The organism is uncultured Fretibacterium sp. (assembly GCF_938040765.1).
Classification (GTDB): Bacteria; Synergistota; Synergistia; order Synergistales; family Aminobacteriaceae; genus CAJPSE01.
The window spans coordinates 1-6356 of record NZ_CALIAA010000085.1; the positions used below are offsets into that span (position 1 = coordinate 1).

Annotated in this window: 6 protein-coding genes; all 6 read left to right on the forward strand. The window is 64.8% G+C overall.

Features of this window, described 5'->3' with window-relative positions; genetic code table 11:
• Positions 1 to 191 precede the first annotated feature (191 nt).
• The 6 genes from Q0176_RS03105 to Q0176_RS03130 are packed head-to-tail and all read left to right on the forward strand — an operon-like array spanning position 192 to position 6147.
• Complete coding sequence (locus Q0176_RS03105; protein ID WP_299299138.1) at positions 192 to 1010, forward strand: transketolase; 819 nt, start codon at positions 192 to 194, stop codon at positions 1008 to 1010.
• On the forward strand, positions 1007 to 1960 hold the full coding sequence (locus Q0176_RS03110) for a transketolase C-terminal domain-containing protein (RefSeq protein WP_299299133.1): 954 nt from the start codon (positions 1007 to 1009) through the stop codon (positions 1958 to 1960). Before Q0176_RS03105 ends, Q0176_RS03110 begins: the two co-directional genes overlap by 4 nt.
• A 42-nt stretch (positions 1961 to 2002) precedes the next feature.
• The gene (locus Q0176_RS03115; RefSeq protein WP_299299134.1) at positions 2003 to 2698 is read left to right on the forward strand and encodes an ATP-binding cassette domain-containing protein; all 696 of its coding nucleotides are present in this window, start codon (positions 2003 to 2005) and stop codon (positions 2696 to 2698) included.
• On the forward strand, positions 2685 to 3569 hold the full coding sequence (locus Q0176_RS03120; RefSeq protein WP_299299135.1) for a permease-like cell division protein FtsX: 885 nt from the start codon (positions 2685 to 2687) through the stop codon (positions 3567 to 3569). Before Q0176_RS03115 ends, Q0176_RS03120 begins: the two co-directional genes overlap by 14 nt.
• 16 nt (positions 3570 to 3585) lie before the next feature.
• Positions 3586 to 4803 (forward strand): M23 family metallopeptidase, encoded by a 1218-nt coding sequence (locus tag Q0176_RS03125; RefSeq protein ID WP_299299136.1) that lies wholly within the window; start codon positions 3586 to 3588, stop codon positions 4801 to 4803.
• 27 nt (positions 4804 to 4830) lie between these two features.
• The gene (locus Q0176_RS03130) at positions 4831 to 6147 is read left to right on the forward strand and encodes a murein hydrolase activator EnvC (protein ID WP_299299137.1); all 1317 of its coding nucleotides are present in this window, start codon (positions 4831 to 4833) and stop codon (positions 6145 to 6147) included.
• Positions 6148 to 6356 lie beyond the last annotated feature (209 nt).

Consider the following 6356-nt stretch of genomic DNA (forward strand, 5'->3'; position numbering starts at 1 on the left):
TCGGCAAATTCTGCCCCCGGGCATCCGTTCGGATGCCGGGGGCTTTTTCCGTCGAGGCTTTTCCATCGGGGCTCCCGGTTGTAGAATTTTTTGCGCGTATCTGTTGAAAACGGAGCCCGTGCTCTCCGGAAGGGGTGGGCCATTCGGGGCCGCGGGCCCATGGGAAAGGGGAGGGGTGTCTCTTGGACCCCGTGTCGTTGAAAACTTTGCAGGAACGCGCCCTCGTGGTGCGCCGTGACATCGTCGGCATGCTCAGGGCCGCAAGTGCGGGGAGCCTGTTCTCCTCCTTCTCCGCGGTCGAGCTTCTGGTCTGGCTTTATGGGGCGGTCCTGCGTACCGCCCCCGGAGAGCCGGACGAGGACGGTCGGGACCGCTTCGTCCTCAGCCGGGTATCGGCGACCCCGGCGCTGTACGCCGTGCTTGCGGAGCGCGTTTTTTTCGGACGCGAGGAGCTTTGGAGCTATGCCCGCCTGGGCAGCCTGCTTCAGGCGGCCCCCGATCGCCCGAGGACTCCCGGCGTCGACGTATCCTGCGGCGCCCCGGGGATGGGGGCCGGGATCGCCCTGGGGCTTGCCCTGGCCCTGAAGGACAGTCGGCCCACCGTGAGGGTTTTTTGTCTGATGGGGGCGGAGGAGCTGATGATGGGGGCGACCTGGGAGGCCCTGGACCTGGCTGCTGCCCGTGCTCCGGAAAATCTGACCCTGATCGTGGAATGCCCGGAGGCGTCCTCTTGTGGCCGCGGGACTCCGAGGGGATTCGATTGGGCTGCAGACCGGCTCTCCGCCATGGGGTGCCGCGTCGCCCGTGCGGATGGGCACGATTATGCGTCCCTCGAGGAGGCCCGGTCATCCCTTTCGGGTTCGGATGGGCGGTTCGGGGTTCTCCTGGCGAGGACGGTTCACGGCAGGGGCCTTCCGTCCCTTCTGGAGTGTCCGCTGGACGACGCGAGCGTTTTGGACAACCAGGTCACGGAGCTCCTGATACGGGGCCTCGAGGATGTGCCGTCATGACGAACGTCGAGGTCAGAGGGACCATGGATTGCAGTGCGCTTCTGCGCGAGGCGTTTGACGGGAGGGGGGAGGAGTTCTCCGGGCTCGTCGTCCTGGGGGAGGGGGCATCGGCTCCGGACGCCGGGCTCCCCCATGCCGCCGGGCTGGCGGAACAGGGGCTGGTGCTGGCGGCGGCGGGGATGGCCTGCGGGGGGAGGAAGGTCGTTGTCGCGTCCTGCGCCTCGTTCCTGGCCGGGCGCGCCTACGACCAGATTCGTTCCGCGGTCGCGCTTCCCTCCCTGCCCGTCTGCCTGGTGGGGTGCGATGCGGGCTTCGGCTCCGGATATACCGGCGGCGCGAGGCAGATGTTCGAGGATATCGCCTTGATGCGTTCCCTTCCCAATATGAAGGTCCTCGTTCCGTCGGACGTCGACTCGGCGGCGGCGCTTCTGCGCGAGGCCGTCGGGAGGGGGGGGCCCGCCTATGTCAGGCTGGGAAGCGTCGTGTCCGGATCGGAGAGGACGTCCCCGAACGTTTCCTCCGAGGAGGACGTGCGGATGCGCCTCGGCGGAATGCGCGTTTTGCGCCGGGGGGCGGACATCACCCTCTGTGCGTGTGGTATCATGGTCCACGAAGCCCTGAGGGCCGCCGATATACTGGCCCGGCAGGATATCGGGGCGGAGGTCATCGACTGCTACAGCCTGGCCCCCTTTCCGGCGCGCCAACTGCTCTCCTCCATCCAGCGCACCGGGTGCTGCGTTACGGCGGAGGAACATTTTCTGCCCGGCGGGCTTTTCGAGGTGGTGGCCGGCCTCGCGGCGAGGGAGTATCCGGTCCCCGTGCAGCCCGTGGCGGTCGAGATCGGCTTCGGGCAGAGCGGAGCGCCTCAGGACCTGAAGGAATACTATGGTCTGACCGCGGCACAGATCGTCAGTGCCGCAGTTTTGGCTTGGACTCGACGAAGACGGTAGCGCCGGGACCCAGACAGCGAAGCGAAAAGGGGATTTGTCGTAATGAAGATCAATTTCTCGGGCGTATTCAAGATTTTCGAGCCCGATATCGTCGCCCTGAGGGATGTGAATTTCACTATCGAAAAGGGGGAATTCGTCTACATCATCGGGGCCACGGGGTCCGGGAAGTCGACGCTGCTGCGCCTGATCACGCGGGAGCTCCTGCCCACGCGGGGAAACCTGTTCGTCAACGACAGCAATCTGCGCAAGATGCGGACGGCGGACATCCCCTACTACAGAAGGGATGTCGGGCTGGTGGCACAGGATTTCAAGCTGATCCCGCATCTGACCGTGTACGAGAACGTGGCCTTCGTCATGGAGGCCATGGCCGTCCCCAGCAAGATGGTGGCGCATCGGGCCAACAAGGTCATCGAACAGGTGGGGCTGTGGCGCCGCCGCTACATGAAGCCCACTCAGCTCTCGGGCGGGGAGCAGCAGCGCGTGGCGATCGCCCGCGCCCTGGCCAACTCGCCCTCGCTTTTCATCGCGGACGAGCCGACGGGAAACCTGGACTTCCGCACGGCCGCCGACGTGATGAAGATTCTTTTCGCCATCAACGCGGCCGGGGTGACGGTCGTCATGTCCACCCACAATCAGTACATCGTGGACTCTTGCCGCCAGCGGGTGATCGAGCTTGACGCCGGCAAGCTGGTTCGCGACGAAAAGGCGGGGAGGTACCATCTGAATGACGACTTTTAAGTATATCCTGAGGGATATGGGGCGGCTGCTCATCCATCATTGGGTCCTGGGGCTGCTCACCCTCATCACGGCCTCCGTCATGCTTTGGATCCTGGGGCTGACGACCCTCTTCTCCTTCAACATCAGGACCTTTCTGTCGCAGCTGGAGAGCGAGCTCGTCGTCCAGGTGTTCCTGAAGAAGGGCAGCGAGGTGGAGCGCGTCGCGGAGAGCATCCGAGCGATGCCCTCCGTGGCGGATCTCCAGGCCTTCTCCCCCGACGAGTCCCTGGCGAGGCTTCAGATGAAGATGGGGAGCCAGTCCCGGGCTCTGGACCTGATGGGGGCGAACCCCATTCCCTGGAATTTCAAGGTCCGGGTCCGAAGCGCCAGGGACGTCGAGCCCCTCGTCCGAACCCTCATGTCCATGCCGGACGTCGACGACGTGGTCTATGCCGGCATGGTCGTGCAGAGGGTCTCGGCCCTTTCCCGCGTGGCTGCCCGCATCGCGCTCCTGGTGTTTGCCCTGTCCGTCGTCGTCACGTCCCTGGTGGTCTACAACACCATTCACATCTCCCTCTACTCGCGCCGGGAGGAGATCTCCATCATGTATCTCGTGGGAGCGACCCGAAGCTACATCGCGACGCCCTTCGTCCTCGAGGGGACGTTTCTGGTGCTGCTGGGGGCCCTGATCGCCGTGACGGGGATCGTAGCGACCTATCTGCCCGGCATCCGCATCCTGCAGGAGAACCTTCCCTTCCTCACCCTGGCGAGCGACTCCAGGCTCATCGGGCGTTTCTGCATCCTCCTGACCGGGTTCGGGGCGACGCTGGGCTGGGTTTGCAGCTGTATCGTCGTGGCCCGCTTCATGCACTCGGCCACAAGTCCCGAGTAGGCCCGAGGACGATCCCTTGCGTGCATGGACGCGTCTGCTCCTTGGGGTTCTGCTGACGGCGGGGATGGCCGGCGTCCCCCTCCCGGCCCGTGCGTCGGGCGTTTCGGAGATCGACGCGCGGATCGCCGCCGAGGAACAGAAACGCAAGAAGCTGGAGGAGCGCATCGGCGACTATCATACCCGGATCAAGAACCTGAACACCAAGGTCGAGTCGCTTCTGGGACGCATCGATCAACTGCAGCAGAACGAGGCCGTCGCCGGCCAGGAACTGTCCGTGCTGGAGCTGCAGAGAAACCGGGTCCAGGAGGATATCGCCTTTTTGAACGCGGAGATGGCGAGGGAGCAGGTCAAGGTGGACGAGCTCATCGACCGGCTGCGGAACCGGATTATCGACTTGTACAAATACGGGGCGACCGAGGAGCTGAACCTCTTTTTCTCCTCCCGGAACACTTTCGAGGCCCTCGAGTCCATTCATCTCATGAAGATGCTGGCCCGGAACGACGAGATCCTTCTGGCCCAGCTTCAGGATCGCATGCAGGAGATGGCGCTTTCCCGCAGGACCATGGACGACCACCGGTCCCGCCTTGCGAAGCAGAGCGAGGCCCTGAATGCACAGAAGGTGCGCTACAGGGGCACGATCCAGCAGACGAACAGCTTCATCGGGGACATCCGCAAGCAGAAGGCCTTGGCCGAGAAGGCCGCGCGGGAGATGGAGGAGGCGCAGAAGGCGGTGGGGCACACCATTCTGACCCTGATGCGCCGAAAGAAGGAGCGGGAGGCCCAGTCTCTGCAGGGCCGGGGAGGAAGGGGCGGAGGGGTGGATTACCTCGCGGGCCGCGGCCGGGGGTCGATGTTCGACTGGCCTCTCCGGGGACCGATATCCAGCCCCTTCGGTCAGCGCATCCACCCCATATTCAAGACGAGGGCCTTCCATTCCGGGATCGACATCGCGGCCCCCTCCGGCACCCTCGTCAGGGCCGCCGCCGCCGGCGAGGTCCTGTTCGACGGATGGCTGCGCGGCTACGGGCAGGTCGTGATCCTGGATCATGGACGCAGTTATTCCACCGTCTACGCGCACCTCTCCTCCTCCTCCGTGCGGGAGGGGCAGGTCGTGGGGGCCGGGAGCGTCATCGGAAGGGTCGGCAGGACGGGGACCGCGACGGGCTATCACCTGCACTTCGAGGTCCGGGTGGGCAGCGCCGTCAAGAACCCTCTGGATTATCTCAAACGATAGAGGTCCCGCAATGGAGGAATCGGTTCCTTGACGCGCGTTGCAAAGGCACGATATGTTTGTCTGGCTGCGGTCCTTCTCCTGTGGGGGGGGGCTCTTGGCCCCGTTCATGCAGCTTGGTCCGCGCCCGCGACGGACGCGGAGAATGGGGAGAACCTGGATGCGCTGATCGCCATCCGGGAACGTGCACGGCAGAGCCTGGGCCGTCAGATCGACCAGTACAACGAAACGGCAAGAAAAAAGGCGCAGGAGGCGAAGGGCCTGCTGGGGCGGATCACGAAGCTGCGCCAGCAGGCGCAGATGTCGGGGGCCCGGATCGAGCTTCTGGAACTCCAGTCCAAACGGCTGCAGGACTCGGCACGCGAGCTGAACGAGAAGGTCGCCCGGATCGATCAGTCCATGAAAAACCTGGTCGAAGCGCTCCACATCCGCCTCCTCGACATATACAAATACGATGCCCGTGCGGAGCTGAACCTTCTGCTTTCCACCGAGGACACTCACGAGGCCGTGATCATGTCCTACATGCTGGACCGCCTGTCCCGGCAGGATCGGGTGATCCTGGAGGAGCTGAGCGGAAAGATAAGGGAGCTGGAAGGGGCGAAGGTCAACCTGGAGAAGAACAGGATTCAGCTGGCGCGCCAGTCGGAGGAACTGAAGGAGGAACGCGTCAGGCACAATGCTGCGATCACTCAGGCGAACGCGTTGCTTCAGGAGGTTCTGCTGCAGCGTCGAAAGGCCGAGGAGGCCGCCCGCGAGATGGAGGCCGCGCAGCGGGAGGTCGGCCAGAAGATAATCGACCTGCTGCACCGACGGCAATCGGAGGGCGGCCGGCCGCGTACGCCGGACCTCCCGGGGAAAACGCCTCCGACGTCCCCGACGCCTTCAGCGCCTCGACAGGAGGAGCCCCCCCGGGGACCGGAGCCGAAGCAGCAGGACTACACCTATCTCGCCAGGGGAGCGCGGCTGGAATGGCCTATCCGGGGGCCCGTGATCACTCTCTTCGGTTCGAGGAATCACCCCGTCTTCAGGACGAAGGTCTTCAACTCCGGCATCGACATCCGGGCAGCGGCGGGGGCTCCCGTAAAGGCCGCCGGTCCCGGGGAGGTCCTGTTCAGTGGGTGGCTTCGGGGGTTCGGCCAAGTCGTGATCGTGAATCATGGCGACAACCTCACCACGGTCTACGCGCACCTGGACAGGACCTCGGTGAGCGAGGGGGACGCCGTCCGTATGGGGTCGCTCCTGGGGACGGTGGGCAATACGGGCACCTCCGGCGAGTACAGCCTGCATTTCGAGGTGAGGCAGGGAGGCACGGCGAAGGACCCGATGAACTATCTGAGGCGCCTTTAGGGAAGCGCTGATTGTGGGGTGGCCCGGCAAAGCTTTTCGGAACGGGCGGGCCGGAGTCCCGCATGGGCAGACCGCCATAAACGTACGACCGGCAAGCGCAGCGATAAGCAGGCGAGCAACGCGAGGGGTGCCCAAGCGTCCAGAGGACGGGGCGTGCTGCATCGAGCACGTGGTTTCCTCACCGGCCGAGTCGGTCGCCTGGATTCTTC

What these genes read in the sequence shown, in the direction of transcription:
- Q0176_RS03110 (WP_299299133.1), top strand. Translation starts at nt 1,007, where the DNA reads ATGACGAACGTCGAGGTCAGAGGGACCATGGATTGCAGTGCGCTTCTG.
- Q0176_RS03115 (WP_299299134.1), top strand. Translation starts at nt 2,003, where the DNA reads ATGAAGATCAATTTCTCGGGCGTATTCAAGATTTTCGAGCCCGATATC.
- Q0176_RS03120 (WP_299299135.1), top strand. Translation starts at nt 2,685, where the DNA reads ATGACGACTTTTAAGTATATCCTGAGGGATATGGGGCGGCTGCTCATC.